General features: G+C 60.1%; 15 protein-coding genes. 10 read left to right on the top strand and 5 right to left on the bottom strand.

Annotated features, from left to right (window positions below; all coding sequences use genetic code 11):
• Positions 1-2: 2 nt before the first annotated feature.
• From nirD to L0U79_RS19000, 5 genes are read left to right on the top strand one after another with little or no spacing between them, the layout of a single operon-like run.
• Positions 3-353 carry a nitrite reductase small subunit NirD gene (gene nirD, locus L0U79_RS19020; protein ID WP_233843786.1) on the top strand — a complete coding sequence of 117 codons (351 nt, stop codon included), beginning with the start codon at positions 3-5 and terminating at the stop codon, positions 351-353.
• On the top strand, positions 350-1,594 hold the full coding sequence (locus tag L0U79_RS19015; RefSeq protein ID WP_233843785.1) for an FAD-dependent oxidoreductase: 1,245 nt from the start codon (positions 350-352) through the stop codon (positions 1,592-1,594). Before nirD ends, L0U79_RS19015 begins: the two co-directional genes overlap by 4 nt.
• On the top strand, positions 1,591-4,296 hold the full coding sequence (locus L0U79_RS19010) for a nitrate reductase (RefSeq protein ID WP_233843784.1): 2,706 nt from the start codon (positions 1,591-1,593) through the stop codon (positions 4,294-4,296). Before L0U79_RS19015 ends, L0U79_RS19010 begins: the two co-directional genes overlap by 4 nt.
• Before the next feature lie 43 nt (positions 4,297-4,339).
• A complete protein-coding gene (gene cysG, locus L0U79_RS19005) occupies positions 4,340-5,788 on the top strand; it encodes a siroheme synthase CysG (RefSeq protein WP_233843783.1) in 1,449 nt (482 codons plus the stop codon).
• Positions 5,781-6,620, top strand: a complete 840-nt coding sequence (locus L0U79_RS19000; protein ID WP_233843782.1) for a uroporphyrinogen-III synthase — start codon at positions 5,781-5,783, stop codon at positions 6,618-6,620. The genes cysG and L0U79_RS19000 overlap by 8 nt, the downstream gene beginning before the upstream one ends.
• Positions 6,621-6,666: 46 nt before the next feature.
• Here L0U79_RS19000 and L0U79_RS18995 read toward each other — a convergent pair whose 3' ends face one another.
• The 4 genes from L0U79_RS18995 to L0U79_RS18980 form a co-directional block, all read right to left on the bottom strand.
• Positions 6,667-7,161: a RidA family protein gene (locus L0U79_RS18995; protein WP_233843781.1), complete on the bottom strand. Its 495-nt coding sequence runs from the start codon at positions 7,159-7,161 to the stop codon at positions 6,667-6,669.
• Positions 7,162-7,374: 213 nt separating this feature from the next.
• Positions 7,375-8,970 (bottom strand): alkyl hydroperoxide reductase subunit F, encoded by a 1,596-nt coding sequence (gene ahpF, locus L0U79_RS18990; protein WP_233843780.1) that lies wholly within the window; start codon positions 8,968-8,970, stop codon positions 7,375-7,377.
• 283 nt (positions 8,971-9,253) lie between these two features.
• Complete coding sequence (ahpC, locus tag L0U79_RS18985; RefSeq protein WP_233843779.1) at positions 9,254-9,817, bottom strand: alkyl hydroperoxide reductase subunit C; 564 nt, start codon at positions 9,815-9,817, stop codon at positions 9,254-9,256.
• Between the two features lie 217 nt (positions 9,818-10,034).
• Complete coding sequence (locus L0U79_RS18980) at positions 10,035-11,366, bottom strand: MFS transporter (protein ID WP_233843778.1); 1,332 nt, start codon at positions 11,364-11,366, stop codon at positions 10,035-10,037.
• A 392-nt stretch (positions 11,367-11,758) separates the two neighbouring features.
• Between L0U79_RS18980 and cyoA the strand changes: the two genes are divergently transcribed.
• The 5 genes from cyoA to L0U79_RS18955 all read left to right on the top strand — a co-directional run bounded on the left by cyoA (position 11,759) and on the right by L0U79_RS18955 (position 16,759).
• Entirely contained in the window at positions 11,759-12,724 is a 966-nt protein-coding gene (gene cyoA / locus L0U79_RS18975) for a ubiquinol oxidase subunit II (RefSeq protein WP_233843777.1), read from the top strand.
• Between the two features lie 52 nt (positions 12,725-12,776).
• Complete coding sequence (cyoB, locus tag L0U79_RS18970; RefSeq protein ID WP_233843955.1) at positions 12,777-14,735, top strand: cytochrome o ubiquinol oxidase subunit I; 1,959 nt, start codon at positions 12,777-12,779, stop codon at positions 14,733-14,735.
• Positions 14,736-14,749: 14 nt separating this feature from the next.
• Positions 14,750-15,376: a cytochrome o ubiquinol oxidase subunit III gene (gene cyoC, locus L0U79_RS18965; RefSeq protein WP_233843954.1), complete on the top strand. Its 627-nt coding sequence runs from the start codon at positions 14,750-14,752 to the stop codon at positions 15,374-15,376.
• On the top strand, positions 15,373-15,774 hold the full coding sequence (gene cyoD, locus L0U79_RS18960; RefSeq protein WP_233843776.1) for a cytochrome o ubiquinol oxidase subunit IV: 402 nt from the start codon (positions 15,373-15,375) through the stop codon (positions 15,772-15,774). The genes cyoC and cyoD overlap by 4 nt, the downstream gene beginning before the upstream one ends.
• A gap of 205 nt (positions 15,775-15,979) precedes the next feature.
• Positions 15,980-16,759, top strand: a complete 780-nt coding sequence (locus tag L0U79_RS18955) for an SURF1 family protein (RefSeq protein WP_233843775.1) — start codon at positions 15,980-15,982, stop codon at positions 16,757-16,759.
• A gap of 8 nt (positions 16,760-16,767) precedes the next feature.
• Here the strand turns inward: L0U79_RS18955 and L0U79_RS18950 are convergent, their stop codons facing one another.
• Complete coding sequence (locus L0U79_RS18950) at positions 16,768-17,385, bottom strand: TetR family transcriptional regulator (protein WP_233843774.1); 618 nt, start codon at positions 17,383-17,385, stop codon at positions 16,768-16,770.
• Between the last annotated feature and the right edge of the window lie 36 nt (positions 17,386-17,421).

The following is a 17,421-nucleotide window of genomic DNA, read 5'->3' as shown; positions in this document are numbered from 1 at the left end:
CGATGGACGATACGATAATCGCGCAAGGTTGGGTGCTGGCATGCAGTCTCGACGATATCGTGCCGAATACGGGCGTCTGCGCTTTGGTCGACGGCGAGCAAGTCGCGATATTTCGCGTCGGCGAGCATCAGCTTTACGCCATCGACAACTACGATCCGAACGCAGATGCGTCGGTGCTCTCGCGCGGCCTGCTTGGCAGCATCGGAGATCGCGTCGTCGTCGCTTCGCCGATCTTCAAGCAGCACTTCGACTTGCGTACCGGCACGTGTCTGGAAGCACCCGAATATTCCGTCAATACGTGGCAGGTGCGGTTGGAAGGCGACCTCGTCTTGCTGGGGCAGCCGAAACGGTGAGCGCGACGCGGCCCAAGCTGGTGGTGATCGGCAACGGTATGGCTGGCATTCGCACGGTCGAGGAGCTGCTGCAACTTGCGTCCGGTTTGTACGACATCACGGTGTTTGGCGCGGAACCGTATGGCAATTACAACCGCATCCTGCTTTCGATGTTGCTGAGCGGTGATAAGGGCGCCGACGAGATCATGCTCAACACGCGGGAATGGTATGCGGAGCGCGGTATCGCGTTGCATGCGGGCGATCCGGTGGTAGCGATTGATCGGCGTCGCAAGCGCGTGCGGTCGCGCAGAGGCGTGGATGTTTCTTACGATCGCCTGCTGATCGCAACGGGTTCGCAACCTTTGATCATCCCCGTGCCGGGACGCGATTTGCCCGGCGTGATCGGGTTTCGCAGCATCGACGATGTCGAGCGCATGCTGGAAGCGGCGCGTATGCATAAGCGCGCGGCGGTGATCGGTGGCGGCCTGCTTGGCATCGAAGCGGCCAATGGACTTTCCCGGCGCGGGATGCGTGTGACGTTGATTCATCGCACCGATTCGCTGCTCAATCAACAACTCAACGCCGACGCGGCGAGCTTGCTTGCCCGCAATCTGGAGGCGCGCGGCTTGACGCTACGATTGAACGCTGAAACGGTGTCGTTGTACGGCGACGAGCGTGTTGAAGGGGTGGCGTTGGCGGACGGCAGTCGGATCGACGCCGATCTCGTGGTGATGGCGGTGGGCGTACGACCGGATATCGCGTTGGCGAAGTCCTGCGGCTTGTATTGCGAAAACGGCATCGTGGTCGATGACACGTTGCAGACCTACGATCCCTACATCTACGCGGTAGGCGAATGCGTGCAGCATCGCCGCATCACGTTCGGTCTGGTGGCGCCGGTATGGGAGCAGGCGCGCGTATGCGCTTCGCATCTGGCGCGTGTTGGGCATCGTCGCTATCGCTCAGCGCAAACCGCCACCAAGTTGAAAGTCACCGGCATCGATCTGTATTCGGCAGGCGATTTTATCGGCGGCGCCGGCACCGAGGATCTGGTGCTGCGCGATCCGCGCCGAGGCGTTTACAAGCGGCTTGTGTTGAAGGGCAATCGAATTATCGGCGCCGTGCTTTACGGCGATGCGAAAGATGGCGGCTGGTATTTCGAACTCATCCAGGACGGCACGGATATCACGCCCGTACGCAACCGCTTGCTGTTCGGCAAACACTATTGCCAGCCTGACGCGGAGCAAGTGGGAGCGGTTGCATGAATATCGCAACCACCTGTCCCTATTGCGGCGTAGGTTGCGGCGTATTGGCGCGCGTCGGTAGAGATGGCGCGACGCATGTGGAAGGCGATCCGACGCATGCGTCCAACTTCGGCCGCTTGTGCGTAAAGGGCGCAGCGCTGGGCGAAACGGTCGACCTGCAAGGACGGCTGTTGCATCCGATGGTGCGCGAGGCGGATAGCTCGTTGCGCCGAGTCAGCTGGAACGATGCGCTGGATCGCGTGGCGGCCGGATTTCGTCGCGTCATCGATGAGCACGGCCCAGATGCCGTCGCATTCTACGTATCGGGACAGTTGCTCACCGAGGATTACTACGTCATCAACAAGCTCGCCAAAGGCTATATCGGCACGGCGAATATCGACACCAATTCGCGCTTGTGCATGTCGTCCGCCGTGGCGGGCCACAAGCGAGCTTTCGGCGAAGATGTCGTGCCGGGCTGTTACGAGGATCTAGAGCAAGCCGAGTTGGTTGTGCTGGTCGGTTCGAATACGGCGTGGTGCCACCCCATCGTGTTTCAACGCATCACCAAGGCGAAAGAAGCCGGCGGCGATGTGCGCGTGGTGGTAATCGATCCGCGGCACACCGCGACGTGCGAATCGGCGGATTTGCATCTGCCGATCAAGCCGGGCACCGATGTCTGGTTGTTCAACGGCCTGCTGGCGTTTCTTTGCCGACACGGCGCGATGGATGCGCACTTTGTCGACGAGCATACGGAAGGTTTTGCGCAAGCGTTCGCGGCAGCCGAGGCGGATGCGGGCGATCCTGCGGAGGTGGCGCGCATCTGTGGTGTGCAACTTACGGATCTGCTGACGTTCTATCGTTGGTTTGCGCGGTATGAGCGAACGGTAAGCCTGTTTTCACAGGGTGTGAATCAATCGTCCAGCGGCACCGACAAGGTCAACAGCATTATTCATTGTCATCTGCTGACGGGGCGCATCGGCAGGCCCGGCATGGGACCTTTTTCCATTACCGGGCAGCCCAATGCGATGGGCGGTCGCGAAGTGGGTGGGCTGGCGAACATGCTTGCCGCGCATATGGAGTTGGAAAACCCTGTGCATCGGGAGATCGTGCAATTGTTTTGGCGATCGCCGCGCATCGCGAGTCGGCCGGGATTGAAGGCAGTCGATCTGTTTGACGCCATCGACGATGGCAAAGTCAAAGCGGTGTGGATCATGGCGACCAATCCCGTGGTCAGCCTGCCCGCCGCCGACCGCATCAAGCGCGCGTTATCGCGCTGCGAATGGGTGGTGAGTTCCGACATCGTTACGCAAACCGATACGAACGCGTTCGCACATGTGTTGCTACCCGCATTGGGATGGGGCGAGAAAGACGGTACGGTCACCAATTCCGAGCGACGCATCTCGCGACAGCGCGCGTTTCTGCCGACACCCGGCGAAGCGCGGGCGGATTGGCGCATCGTGTGCGATGTCGCACAGCGCATGGGCTTCGACAAGGGTTTCCAGTTCGACCATCCGCACGAGATCTTTGTCGAACACGCGCGTCTCACCGCATATCACAACGGCGATCAGAAATCGGACGGCGAGCTCACCGCACACCGACTGCTCAATCTTGAAGGGTTGACGGCGATATCACGCCGAGCCTATGACGCGATGTCTCCCGTGCAGTGGCCCGTATTGCCGAACGGCGACGGTACCGCACGCTTGTTTGCGAACCATCGCTATTCGCATCCCAATGGTCGCGCGCGCTTCATCGCGATCAGGGCGCGCGCGCCAGCTTACGTCGCGGACCGCGACTACCCGCTGATTCTCAACACCGGCCGCGTGCGCGACCAATGGCACACCATGACGCGTACCGGCAAAGCGCCGCGATTGACCGGACATATCCCCGAACCTTTTGTCGACATGCATCCGCATGACGCCTTGCGTTGCGGCGTACGCGAAGGCGAACTGGCGCGCGTGCAATCGGCGTGGGGGGCGATGGTGGCGCGGGTAAAGCATGGTGGCGGCGTGCTTGCGGGAAACGTGTTCGTGCCGATTCACTGGAACGATCAATTCGCGTCCGACGCACGCGTAGGCAGCGTGGTGAATCCGGTTGTCGATCCGATTTCCGGCGAGCCCGAATTCAAGCACACGCCGGTGCGCATCGAGCCGTTCCCCGTGCGTTGGTACGGCTTTGCGCTCAGCCGACGCTCCCTGGCGCCGGATGATTTGAGCTATTGGACCTCCATCCAGGGCGACCGCTTTCGCCGTTACGAAATCGCGCATCGCGAACGGCCGTCCGACTGTCGCGCTTGGGCCCGCGCATGGCTTGGGGTGACGGATGCCGATGCCGACTGGCTGGAATACGAAGACCGCAGCACCGGTATCTATCGCGCTGCGCATTTGGTGGATGATCGCATCGAGTCGAGCGTGTTTCTCTCCTCGCGTCCCGATCTACCGTCTCGGCATTGGCTGGCGGGTTTGTTCTTGCACGAGCGCTTGGATGAGGTGGATCGGATTGCGCTTTTGATCGGCGAACCTGGCGATGCGGGTGCGTCGACCGGACCGATGGTGTGCTCGTGTTTCGGCGTGGGGCGCAACACGATTTGCGATGCCATTCGCTCGCAGGGTTTGGAGTCGCCCGCGCAGATTACATCGCGCTTGCGCGCGGGCGGCAATTGCGGTTCCTGCGTGCCGGAGTTGCGTCAGTTGATTGCGGAGGTTCGCGCGGAAGTCAACGCTTGAAAGTAACTGCTGGGCGCACAAGCCTGCGTATCGAGGAAACACCATGAGTCTCTATCCACTCTTTGCGGATTTGACTGACCTGCCCGTGCTGGTGGTGGGTGGCGGTCACGTTGCGGAACGCAAGGTCGCGGCGCTTCTTACGGCTGGTGCGAAGGTGCGCGTCGGGGCGTTGCAATTCACCGATACGCTGACGCAGTGGGCGAGCGCCGGGCGCATCGAACCGATCCTTGAGCCTTTTGATACAACTTGGCTCGACGATATATGGCTCGTCATTGCAGCGACGAACGATCGTGAACTCAATGTTCAGGTCGCTGCGTGCGCGCACGCGCGGCGCATCTTGGCGAACGTGGTGGACGATCCGGCGCTCTCGCGTTTTCAGGTGCCGGCGGTGGTGGATCGCTCACCCTTGACGGTCGCCATCTCCACCGGTGGCGCGGCGCCGGTCGTGGCGCGGCGCGTGCGCGAAACGCTAGAGTCCGAGCTTGATCATGCATTAGGTCCGCTGACGGCGTTGGCCCAGCGACATCGCGCGCGGATCACGCGGCGATGGTCGGATATGAGCGAGCGCCGCGCGTTCTACGACTGGTTGCACGACGGACCTGTGATGGCACTGCTGCGCAATGCGCAGCCCGAGGAAGCCGAGCGTGTTTTGCTTGACGCCTTGAGCGCGAAACCATCCACGCCGGAAAAAGGCTCGGTGACGCTGGTCGGGGCCGGGCCCGGCGATCCCGGACTGCTCACGCTGCGCGGATTGCGCGCACTCAACCAAGCCGACGTGATTCTTCACGATCAACTTGTCAGCGAAGCGATCCTTTCGCTGGCGCGACGCGATGCCGAGCGCATCGACGTGGGTAAGCGTTGCGGTGGACGCCATACGCAACAGGAGCGGATTCATCAGCTTCTACTTGAGCATGCGCAAGCGGGGCGCCGCGTTGTGCGACTGAAAGGCGGCGATCCGTTTGTATTCGGGCGAGGCGGCGAAGAAATGGAATTTTTGCACCGACACGGCATTGCCTGCGAGATTGTGCCAGGCATCACCGCCGCCGTGGCGTGCGCTGCCTACGCTGGCATCCCGCTGACGCATCGCGATCATGCGCAATCCTTGCATCTGCTCACCGGTCACGGCAAAGAATCGCTGGACGCCCTCGATTGGCCCGCACTGTCGCAGGCGCATCAGACGTTGGCCGTCTATATGGGCGTGGCGACATTGGGTATTTTCACGCAGCGATTGCTCGAACACGGTCGCCATCCCGATACGCCCTTCGCCATCGTCGAAAGCGGTACGCTGCCGCAGCAGCGCGTGGTGACGGGCGCGTTGTATGAGCTTCCGACGCGCGCGAAACTGCACGATATTCGCACCCCGGCGCTGCTTGTCGTCGGGGAGGTGGCGGCTATGGCGAACGACTATCATTGGTTTGGCGTATCGTCTCCCGCTATAGAGGTGAGAGACGATCTTGCGTCCACGCCGATGGAGGTTTGCGCGCATGATTGAACCGGTCGGGCCGGGTCTTCCATTGCAGGGGCGCTGCATCGCCATTTCGGAGTCGCGCGAACTGAATGTGTTCACCGCGCTGCTCGAACGACGTGGCGCTACGGTGATGCGTTGTCCGTTGATCGATATTCGCGACGCGCCCGAGCCGGGTCCCATCCTGACGTGGCTTCACACTTTCTGCTCAGGCGGTTGCGACGATCTGGTTTTGTTTACCGGCGAGGGATTGCGTCGCTTGCTCGATCTGATCGAGCATCGCGTGCCGGAACTGCGCGAACCGTTTGTTGCGCGTCTTGCTGACGTGCGCATCATCGCGCGCGGCCCCAAGCCGGGACGCGTGCTGCGCGAGCTTGGCCTGAAGGCAACGCTTGTTGCCGATCCTGCCACCACGGCAGGAATCATCGCTCTGCTTCAGACGCTCGATCTGAAAGGACGTCGCGTCGGTGTGCAGCTTTACGGCAGCGATCCCAACGCACCTTTGATGGATTATCTCGCCGTCGCGGGCGCGAAGGCGTTGCCGGTTGCGCCTTACATCTACGCCGATGCCGCCGCGGATGCGGATGTGCTTGCCTTGATCGAGGTCATGCATCAAGGACGCATCGATGCGATCGCCTTTACCAGTTTGCAGCAGGTCGAGCGTTTGTTTCGTGTGGCCGATGCGTTCCAGCATGTGGAACTGCTTGAAGAAGCATTGAAGCGAACCGTCGTTGCCGCTGTCGGTCCATTGGTGGCCGATGCACTGAGCGCGCATGGCGTGACGTCACAAGTGATTCCCACGGACAACTATTACTTGAAGCCGCTCACGCAGGCGTTGATCGAAAAATTGGGTGCGTGACCCAGACGGCGCGATGGACGCGCGGTCTGGATCAACGCATGCACGGTTACGGCCGAACGGCCGTGACTTCGATTTCGACGCGAAATCCCGGATTGGCGAGTCCCGCAACCTGGACGGCCGAGCGCGCAGGCAGCTTGGGTTGATCCTTGGTGCCGAAAAACTGCGTATAGCCGGCCATAAAGCCGGCAAAATCCATGCGCCCGCCATGGCTTTCATCGCCAACCAGAAAGACGTGCATCTTGACGATATCGCCCATATCCAGGTGCATGCTTTGCAGTTGTTTCTGGATCGCGGTGAGCGCGCCGATGGTCTGCGTTTTGGTGTCGCCGTAGGCGGCAATCGAATCCTTCGGCGCTTTGGCGTCGACGACGGGCGGCACCATGCCGCTGAGGTAAACCGTGGATTTGCCGCTGGGCACTTCGACGGCGGCGGAAATCGGGAACGTGCTGTTGTTGGGGAGTTTGTAGCGAGTCACGTCTTGCGCGTGGGCGGGAGCGGCAAGCCATAACGCCACGGCTACGATGGGGACGAGCTTTTGCATGGTGGTCCTCTCCGGGTGGAATGCGAGCGGCGGTAGTTGAGCACAACTACCGCGGGCCTGTCGCGGACCGCTTTGCTTAGAAATCAAAGGTCGATGGTCGACCACCGTGCTCGTTGGCATCGTTCGCCGACAAACAAAAGAAACCCTCCCGTGCGGGTCGCAGGGGAGGGAAAAGTCAGAGCAACTTCGCTATGCAGGGGAAGCTTCGATGGCTCAGACGGCCATTTCTTCAGTTTCTTCGGCCGTCACGTCGACGGGCAGGCGGATCAAATAATCGAATGCGCTCAGCGAAGCTTTGGCGCCTTCTCCCATCGCAATCACGATTTGCTTGAACGGCGTCGTGGTGACATCGCCCGCAGCGAACACGCCGGGTACCGAGGTTTCGCCGCGTGCGTCCACTTCAATCTCGCCGCGCGGCGACAATTTCACTGTGCCCTTCAGCCAATCGGTATTCGGCAACAAACCGATTTGCACGAACACGCCTTCCAGCGCGACCTGTTGCGATTGACTGTTTGTGCGGTCGGTGTAGGTAAGGCCAGTCACCTTGTTGCCGTCGCCAAGCACTTCGGTCGTTTGCGCACTGACGATCACTTTCACGTTGGGCAAGCTGCGCAGCTTGCGTTGCAGCACGTCGTCCGCGCGCAGCTTGCTGTCGAATTCCAGCAGCGTGACGTGATCAACGATGCCGGCCAGATCGATCGCCGCTTCCACGCCGGAATTGCCGCCGCCGATCACCGCCACACGCTTGCCCTTGAACAGCGGACCGTCGCAATGCGGGCAATACGTCACGCCCTTGTTGCGATATTCCTGTTCGCCCGGCACGTTCATATTGCGCCAGCGCGCGCCGGTGGAAAGCACCACCGTTTTCGCCTTCAACGACGCGCCGCTGGCAAGGCGCACCTCGATCAGGCCGCCGGCTTTGTCGGCGGGAATCAGTTGCTCGGCGCGCTGCAGATTCATCACATCCACGTCGTATTCGCGCACATGCTGTTCCAGCGATGCGACCAGCTTCGGGCCTTCGGTGTACGGGACCGAAATGAAATTTTCGATGGACATCGTGTCGAGCACCTGACCGCCGAAACGCTCGGCCGCGACACCGGTGCGTATGCCTTTGCGTGCGGCATAGATCGCCGCCGCCGCGCCGGCCGGGCCGCCGCCGACCATCAGCACGTCGAACGGCGCTTTGGCGTTGAGCTTCTCGGCATCGCGCTGCCCAGCGCTGCTATCCAAGCGCGCAGCGATCTGCTCGATCGTCATGCGGCCTTGATCGAACGGTTGGCCGTTGAGAAACACGGTGGGCACGGCCATCACCTGACGTTCGTTCACTTCGTCCTGAAACAGCGAGCCGTCGATGGCGATGTGTTTGATATTCGGGTTGAGCACGCTCATCAGGTTCAGCGCCTGCACCGTATCCGGGCAGCTGTGGCAGCTGAGCGACATAAAGGTTTCGAACACGTACTCGCCTTCGAGGTTGCGCACTTGTTCGATCACGTCCGTGTCCGCTTTCGGCGGATGGCCGCCGACTTGCAGCAGCGCCAGCACCAGCGAGGTGAATTCGTGTCCGAGTGGAATACCGGCAAAGCGCACACTCACGTCCGTGCCGATGCGGTTGATCGCGAAGGACGGCTTGCGCGACTCATGACCGTTCGTGCGCAGCGATACTTTCGGCGACAGCGATTCGATATCGCGCAGCAATCCGAGCAACTCCTGCGAAGCGGCGCCGTCATCGACCGAGGCAACCAACTCGATGGGATGAACAACCCGTTCGAGATAGGCCTGCAATTGCGATTTGAGATCGTTGTCCAACATGGTTGCGTCTCCGTCGAGGCGTGTTTTGGAGTAGACGCCGCCGTCACCCGATACAACATGGGTGGGGAGGCGTCTGCTTGTTTCCGATAATTCCCTCTCCCCTTTGGGGAGAGGGTTAGGGTGAGGGGGGCAATCTTGCGTTACGGGTAATTAGAGCGACGTTGCGATGAACTTTTGCGCCAGCCTTGGCCCCTCACCCCAGCCCTCTTCCTCGCTCCTCAAAACGCGGCCATCCATGGCCGCTCCCCGCGTCCCGGAGGGGAGAGGGAGTAGTGCAGTGTGTTTAGATCTTGCCGACCAGATCCAGCGACGGCTTCAGCGTAGCGGCGCCTTCCTTCCACTTGGCCGGGCACACTTCGCCCGGATGCGCGGCGACGTATTGCGCGGCTTTCACCTTGCGCAGCAGTTCTGACGCGTCGCGGCCGATGCCGTTGTCGTGGATTTCGCACAGCTTGATCTGGCCTTCCGGATTGATCACGAAGGTGCCGCGCAGCGCCAGGCCTTCTTCTTCGATCATCACGTCGAAGTTGCGGGTCAGCGTGCCGGTCGGATCGCCCACCAGCGGGTACTTCACCTTCTTGATGGCGTCGGAGGTGTCGTGCCATGCCTTGTGCGCGAAATGGGTGTCGGTGGACACGCCGTAGATTTCAACGCCCAGCTTCTGGAATTCAGCGTAATGGTCGGCCAGGTCTTCCAGCTCGGTGGGGCAAACGAAGGTGAAGTCGGCCGGATAGAACACGATCACGGACCACTTGCCTTTCAGCGTTGCGTCGGTTACGTCGATGAACTGGCCATCTTTGTATGCGGCGGCCTTGAATGGTTTGACTGCGGTGTTGATCAACGACATCTGTATCTTCCGTTGGTTGAGTAAGGGGCAGGCGTTCAACGATACGGGGGACGCATCGAAAGAGCCAATTGATTGTTGGGATGGGAGTGATTTATCAAAGCTATCGATCAGCCCGCGCGCGTTTCCCCGCGCCAGGCGATCGATGGAATACACGAGGTGGGGATGCGTCGACCCCATTAAAAGCCGCCATGCGCGGCGGCTCGCGTCCGCTAGAAAACTATTCGCGTTCGGCCAACGCCTTGTTGACGCGCAACGCCAGCAGCGTGCAGGCCACGCCGGACAGAAGATACAAACTCACCGCCGCCAGGCCGAATCGCGTCGACAAGCCCAGCGCGACCAAGGGCGCGAAGGCGGCGCCGATCAACCACGCGAAATCGGACGTCAATGCGGCGCCCGTGTAGCGCAGACGGATATCGAAGTTCGACGTCACGCTGCCGGCCGCCTGTCCGTACGACAGTCCCAGCAAACCAAAGCCGATGATGATAAAGGCGTCCTGGGCGGCTGCGCTACCGTCCAGCAGCCATGGCGTGAACAGCGCGAACACGCCGATCAGCGCGGCCGCCGTGCCCAACATCGTGCGTCGGCCGATGCGGTCGGCGATCATGCCGGACGCCACGATGCCGAGAATGCCGACCAGCGCGCCGACGATCTGTACCCCCAACACCGAATTGATCGATTGCGTGGTGCCGAGCGAAATCCACGAGAGCGGAAAGATCGACACCAGGTGGAACAGCGCATAGCTCGCCAACGCCGCGAACGCGCCGACGAAAATGTTGTAACCCTGCAGCTTCAGCATTTGGAAAATGCCGATCGGCGCCAGTTCGCGCTCTTCCATCGCCAGCGTGTATTCCTCCGTCACGACCAGGCGCAAGCGTGCGAACAACGCCACGACATTGATGGTGAAGGCGACATAGAACGGATAACGCCAACCCCATTGCAGAAAATCGTCAGTCGCCAATTGCGTATGCAAAAACAGGAACAGGCCCGCGGCGATGATGAAGCCGATCGGTGCACTGAGCTGACCGAGCATCGCGTACCAGCCGCGACGCTGCGGCGGCGTGTTCAGCGCGAGCAGCGAAGGAAGGCCATCCCACGAGCCGCCCAATGCAAGACCTTGCAGGAATCGGAAGAACGTCAACAGGCCGATCGCCCAGCCGCCGATGGTGTTGTATTCGGGCAGAAACGCCATGCCCGCCGTGGCGCTGCCCAACAGAAACAACGCGATGGTCAGCTTGGTGCCGCGGCTCCAGCGACGCTGAAACGCCATAAACAGCGTGGTGCCGAGCGGGCGCGCGATAAACGCCAGCGAGAAAATCGCGAACGACAGCAGCATGCCGTCCAGTCGGCTTTCGAACGGAAAGAACACCGACGGAAACACCATGACGCAGGCGATGCCGAACACGAAGAAGTCGAAGTACTCGGACGTTCGCCCGACGATCACCCCGACGGCGATTTCGCCAGGGGCGAGTTTGGCATGGGCATGAATACGCCCAAGATCTTCCGGGGAAAAGCCGGCGGGTTCGCGCTGATCCTGAAACGTACTGGACATCGTCGTTACTCGGATAAGGGTGCGGCGCGTACAGCATGGCACCGTCGCGCCGCGAAGGCTAGGGCGTGCGGCATATCGGCCCACGGTCCCGAGCGGAAAGAGGGGCTTGGGTGCGCGTCAAACTTTAAAGAGACGTTACGAACACAAGCATTTCATGCCGTGGTTGCGCACCGATCCGCATCATGACAAGTCTTGTCCTCGCCAACCTCCCCCGAAGGAGTGGGAGCGCATGTGGTCTCTACACATAGACATGACAACCAGATTTCCGCAGGGCGAAATGTCGCAAGATGCGTCCAAATGCGCCCGAACCATTTGCGCATCGCCTGCTGATCGGCGTACCTTGTGAACACAGTAGTACCTCTTCCCTCTTGGTTGCGTCGTCGGTTATGTCCATGAAGGCTCTCCGCGGACTGCTACTGCTAGCCGTTGCCCTGGCGTTGACGGGCTGCCACACGGTGCTGATGTCGCCGTCCGGCGACGTCGCGCTACAGCAGCGCGATCTCATCATCATCGCGTTGATTTTGATGCTGATCATCGTGGTGCCGGTGATCGTGGCCACGTTCGTATTCGCGTGGCGGTATCGAGCGTCGAACGAGAAAGCGCCTTACGATCCGGATTGGGATCACTCCACCATCGTGGAGTTGATGATCTGGTCCGCACCGCTGCTGATCATCATCGCGTTGGGCGCCGTCACCTGGGTGAGCACGCACAAACTCGATCCGTATCGTCCGCTCGATCGCTTGTCGCACGGACAGGTGGTGCCGGCCGATGTGAAGCCGCTGGAAGTCGATGTGGTCGCGCTCGACTGGAAGTGGCTGTTTATCTATCCCGAGCAAAACGTCGCAGTGGTGAACGAATTGGCGGCGCCGGTGAATCGGCCGATACATTTCAATCTCACCGCGTCAACGGTGATGAATTCCTTCTTTGTGCCCGCATTGGCCGGACAGATCTACGCGATGCCGGGCATGCAGACTACGCTGCATGCGGTGATCAACAAGCCCGGCGACTACTGGGGCTTTTCCGCCAATTACAGCGGCGCGGGTTTCTCGTACATGAACTTCACGTTCCACGGCATGAGCGACGACGATTTCGCCAAGTGGATCGCCAAGGCCAAAGCCCAGGGCGTTGGCACGCTCGATCACGAGACGTACGCCAAGTTGGAAGCGCCTAGTCAGCAAGAGCCTGTGCGTTATTACGGCAGCGTGGCGCCCGAGCTTTTCCAATCGATTCTCAACCGCTGCGTGCATCCCGGTCCCGATTGCATGAACATGCTTCGCGTGCCGGAGTCTGGCGAGGGCGGCGAAACGTCTGCGACATCCGAAAGCCATGCGGCGATGCCGATGGCTCATCCACAGTGAATTCAAGCCCGGTGCCGCGATGACTTATCAACATCCCGATCTCACCAAGCTGATTTTTGGACGTCTGACGCTTGACGCCATTCCGTATCACGAGCCGATTCTGATCTTCACGTTTATCGGCGTAGCGATCGGCGGCATCGCGGTGCTCGGTCTGACCACGTATTACGGCAAGTGGGGTTATCTCTGGCGCGAGTGGTTCACCAGCGTGGACCACAAAAAGATCGGCATCATGTATATCGTGCTGGCGCTGGTGATGCTGCTGCGCGGTTTCGCCGACGCCTTGATGATGCGAGCGCAACAAGCCGTGGCATTCGGTCCGCACGAAGGCTATTTGCCGGCGGCGCACTACGATCAGATCTTCACCGCGCACGGCACGATCATGATCTTTTTCGTCGCCATGCCGTTTATCACCGGCCTGATCAATTTCGTGATGCCGTTGCAGATCGGTTCGCGCGACGTGGCGTTTCCATTCCTCAACAACTTCAGCTACTGGATGACCGTGGCTGGCGCCATCTTGATCATGGCGTCGCTGTTTATCGGTTCATTTGCGCGCACCGGCTGGCTGGCGTATCCGCCGTTGTCGGAAATCGCGACCAGTCCCGATAGCGGGGTGGATTACTGGATATGGGGGCTGCAGATCGCAGGCGTCGGCACCACCCTCTCAGGCATCAACATGCTCGCCACCATCGTCAAGATGCGTGCGCCCGGTATGACCATGATGCGGATGCCGATTTTCACCTGGACCGCGTTGTGCGCGAACGTGCTGATCGTCGCGGCGTTTCCGGTGCTCACCGCCACGCTCGCGCTGCTGACGCTGGATCGTTACGCCGGCACGCATTTCTTTACCAACGAGCTTGGCGGCAACTACATGATGTACGTCAACCTCATCTGGGTGTGGGGACACCCGGAGGTGTACATCCTGGTGTTGCCGGCATTCGGCGTGTTTTCCGAAGTCACCTCCACGTTCTCGCGCAAGCGTCTGTTCGGCTATGCGTCGATGGTGTATGCCACGGTGGTGATTACGGTGCTTTCCTATCTGGTGTGGTTGCACCACTTCTTTACCATGGGGTCGGGCGCGAGCGTCAACTCGTTCTTCGGCATCACCACGATGATCATCTCCATTCCAACCGGAGCGAAGATTTTCAACTGGATGTTCACCATGTACCGCGGGCGCATTGTGTTCGACGTGCCGATGCTCTGGGTGGTGGCGTTTATCGTGACCTTCGCGATCGGTGGCATGACCGGCGTATTGCTGGCGGTGCCGCCGGCGGATTTCGCGCTGCATAACAGCCTTTTCCTCATCGCGCACTTCCATAACGTGATTATCGGCGGCGTGTTGTTCGGCATGTTCGCCGGCGTCAATTACTGGTTCCCGAAAGCGTTCGGTTTTCGACTCGATGCGTTCTGGGGCAAGGTGTCGTTCTGGTTCTGGGTGGCGGGCTTCTACTTTGCCTTTATGCCGCTATATCTGTTGGGATTGATGGGCGTAACGCGTCGCCTTCGCCATTTCGACGATCCATCGCTGCAGATCTGGTTCGAATTGGCCGCGTTCGGTGCGGTGCTGATTTTGATCGGCATTGCCGCGATGATCGTGCAGATTGCCGTGAGCATCATGCGTCGCGATCAATTGCGCGATGACACGGGCGATATCTGGCATGGGCGTACGCTGGAATGGTCCACGTCTTCGCCGCCGCCGCCGTACAACTTCGCGTTTACGCCGATCGTGCACGACGTGGATACGTGGTGGCAGATGAAGCAGAGTCATTGGCGTAGACCGACGCAAGGTTTTCTGCCGATCCATATGCCGAAAAACACCGGCACGGGCGTTTACCTCGCCGTGCTGAGTTTTATCTTCGGCTTCGCGATGGTCTGGTACATGTGGCTGCTGGCGGCGGTGTCGTTCGTGGCGCTGCTTGCGGTGGGCATCCACCACACCTTCAACTACGACCGCGATTACTACATACCCGCTGATGAAATAAATCGCGTCGAAGCGGCCCGCGTGGGAGCCTGACCGCCATGTCCGACATGACCATGACTGCAAGCAGCGGCGGTGCAGACGAGGCGCTCACGTTTCATGTGATCGACGACCGTCATCCGGAAAACGGCACCTTGCTGGGTTTCTGGTTGTACCTGATGAGCGACTGCCTGATTTTTGCGTGCTTGTTCGCGACGTACGGCGTGCTCGGTCGCGAATACGCGGGCGGACCTTCGGCAAAAGAAGTGCTGGAATTGCCAATCGTGGCGGTCAACACCACGCTGCTGTTGCTCTCATCGATTACCTACGGCTTCGCCGTGCTGGAAATGCAGGTCAATCGCCGCGGGCCGATGATGGCGTGGCTGATCGTGACGTGGTTGCTCGGCGCCGGGTTTATCACGTTGGAACTGACAGAGTTCACGCATCTGGTGTCGATCGGCGCGGGTCCGCAGCGCAGCGCATTTCTGTCTTCGTTCTTTACCCTGGTTGGCACGCACGGCTTGCACGTCACCTGCGGTTTGATTTGGATGATCGTGTTGCTGGTGCAAGTGGGTAAGAAAGGCCTGACCGGCGCCAACAAGCGAAGGCTGATGTGCTTGTCGATGTTCTGGCATTTCCTCGACGTGGTATGGGTGGGCGTTTTCAGTTTCGTGTATCTGATGGGAGTGTTGTCATGAGCGAACATGCAACGTCACACGGTCATGACGACGGTCACCACGAAGGCGCGCACGATGGCGTCGACGCCATCCATGTCACCCTCAAGGGTTATCTCACCGGGTTCACTGCGGCGGCGTTTCTCACCATTCTTCCGTTCTGGCTGGTGATGTCGGGCGCGTTTTCGAAGACCGGTCCCGCCGATGCTTTCATTCTTTTGCTGGCCGCAGTGCAGATCGTGGTGCATATGGTGTATTTCCTGCACTTAAACGCGAAATCCGAAAACGGCTGGAACATGCTCGCGTTGATTTTCACCATCGTGCTGGTGGTGATTACCTTGAGCGGATCGATCTGGGTGATGTACCACCTCAACCAGAACATGATGCCGTCGATGATGAAGAACGTGCAAAACCTGCCGTAATCGACATACTTCGTTGATACCGCACGTCATTCCGGCGAAGGCCGGAATCCAGTTTAAATTCGTCGTGCGAAGCACTCAAAACCTTGAATGTGTGCTTCGCACCACGTACCTGACTGGATTCCGGCCTTCGCCGGAATGACGTAAGGATGCGACTGAGACATTTTGCTTCGCCGTGTGCCGCGTCGAGTCGTGCGATCATTAACGCATGCCTCCCCACGACACCACCTCCTACGACACCCCGCGCGCCCCACGCGGCCCCGCCGCCTTGTTCTTCCTTATCGTCTTCGCGCTAGCTCTCTTCGCCGGCTTCGTTTCACTCGGCAACTGGCAAGTGCACCGACTCGCGTGGAAACGCGACCTGATTGCCCGCGTCGATCAGCGCGTGCATGCGCCGCCCATCGCGCCACCGTCGCGCGCTCAGTGGTCCGGCGTGAATGCCGAAAAAGACGAATACGTCCATGTGCAACTCACCGGCGAATTTCTCCACGACAAACAAACCTTGGTATGGACGGCTTCGGACGAAGGCAGCGGCTTTTGGGTCATCACACCATTGCGCATGGCGGACGGCTCCATCGTGCTGATCAATCGCGGTTTTGCGCCGGCCGATTGGTGTGGTCGCGATGCGCATTGCGCGCCGGGGCCATCTGGCGACACCACAGTGACCGGCTTGCTACGGATGTCCGAACCTTCGGCCTTCCTGCGTCGCAACGATCCGGCGCACAACACGTGGTACACGCGCGATGTGCCGGCGATCGCCGCCGCGCGCGGCCTTACGAATGTAGCGCCGTATTTCGTCGATGCCGACGCGTCATCGAGCGGAAGCAATTCGCCGCAGTGGCCGGAAGGCGGAAAAACGGTGATCGAATTTCCCAACAATCATCTCAGCTACCTGATCACCTGGTATCTGCTTGCGTTGATGGTGTTGGGCGCCAGCCTTTACGTGGGCTACGACGAATATCGCCTGCGGCGATCTCGTAAGGCGTAACGGCGAAATCAGGGGTTGGAGCCGAAGAACGTCGCGGTGAAAATCGTGCTCAGCACCGTTCCCGTGGACGCATCGGACATCTCGTTGGGCATGCTCATATTGAAGTACAGCATGCCGTCGATCAGCGACATCATCGCCAGCGCAAGATCGGCGGCCGGCGCGGGCAGCGGTTTTTCCATACGACGGCAGAACTGCGTGATGTAGTAGGCGATCATGTCGCGCTTTTCCAGGCACAGCGTGTTCAATCGCTGGCGGAATTTCGCATCGCGTACCGAATGCAAGCGCGCTTCGGCCCACAACACGTAGCTGGTGTGATCGCGATAGCACTGGCTGTAGAACTGCGCGAGCTGCTTCTGCAGATCTTCGGTGGACAGATCCGCGTCCAGCAGCTGTTGCATGTCCTGCTGAATATCGGAGTGATCGCGCTTGAGTAGCTCGATAAAAAGATCGGTTTTGCTTTTGAAGTTCGAATAGAACGCGCCGCGCGTGTACCCGGCGTGCCCGGCGACGTCTTCCACGCTGGTTGCGGCCAACCCTTTTTTCGCGATAACCACCGCCGCCGCGTCCAGTAGGCGCAGGCGGGTCTGTTCGCGGCTTTCTTCTCGGGTCAATCGTTTGCGTGACATGCGCCATGGTACCACGACGCATGGCACATGTATTTG

The sequence above is a fragment of the Dyella sp. 2HG41-7 genome (assembly GCF_021390675.1).
Taxonomy (GTDB): domain Bacteria; phylum Pseudomonadota; class Gammaproteobacteria; order Xanthomonadales; family Rhodanobacteraceae; genus Dyella_B.
The sequence above is the reverse complement of the archived record's forward strand: the minus strand, read 5'-3'. Positions and strand labels throughout refer to the sequence as shown.